The organism is Morganella sp. HMSC11D09 (assembly GCF_001807955.1).
In the GTDB taxonomy this organism is placed as follows: domain Bacteria; phylum Pseudomonadota; class Gammaproteobacteria; order Enterobacterales; family Enterobacteriaceae; genus Morganella; species Morganella morganii.
The window spans coordinates 10,450-10,989 of record NZ_KV791666.1 but is presented as its reverse complement, the minus strand read 5'-3'; the positions used below and the strand labels follow the sequence as shown (position 1 = coordinate 10,989).

Genomic DNA, 540 nt, shown 5'->3' with positions numbered 1-540 from the left:
ATTTTGATTTTAGTTTTTGCGGGTCGAAGTCAGCGACGGTAACGGCGATAATCAGTCCTCTGTACTCTTGCCTTTAACACATGTAATTTTGTCAAATGCATCCATGCGGATCCAGCCATGCAAACCCAGAACAGGATCTCCTGTACTGAAAAACCGTTTACTGTCCGGCGCATATTTTGTCAACTTAGCTGAGTAATGCCGGTTATCCAGCCCCTCAAACATATGCCCGGTGCAATCCACTGGTTTGATGTATACGTTATGGTTGCAGGCTGTCAGCGTGGTCATTGCAGCTAATGTGATTAATTTTGATATATTCATTCTTATATCTCCGTTGTATCTATTATCATTATATATAGCGGTATATCACATGATTCAAAAGATTGTGACGCATGCGGTCTGGAATACGTATCAACCAACAGACGTACTTCCAGTTTAGAACCGTTCATTCGCCAGAAATAAGACTCGAATTCCATATATTCATCATAATTTGTTCTTTTCTGAGCACCACCGCCAAATACAACTGCACAGTTATTACCATTA

1 protein-coding gene and 1 pseudogene are annotated in these 540 nt (G+C 40.7%); both read right to left on the bottom strand.

Annotated features, from left to right (window positions below; genetic code table 11):
* Window positions 1-51: 51 nt before the first annotated feature.
* Window positions 52-318: a hypothetical protein gene (locus HMPREF3119_RS05780; RefSeq protein ID WP_070578886.1), complete on the bottom strand. Its 267-nt coding sequence runs from the start codon at window positions 316-318 to the stop codon at window positions 52-54.
* Window positions 319-320: 2 nt separating this feature from the next.
* Window positions 321-540 (bottom strand): annotated as a pseudogene (locus tag HMPREF3119_RS18700) (hypothetical protein); the annotation flags it as partial.

What these genes read in the sequence shown, in the direction of transcription:
- HMPREF3119_RS05780 (WP_070578886.1), bottom strand. Translation starts at nt 318, where the DNA reads ATGAATATATCAAAATTAATCACATTAGCTGCAATGACCACGCTGACA.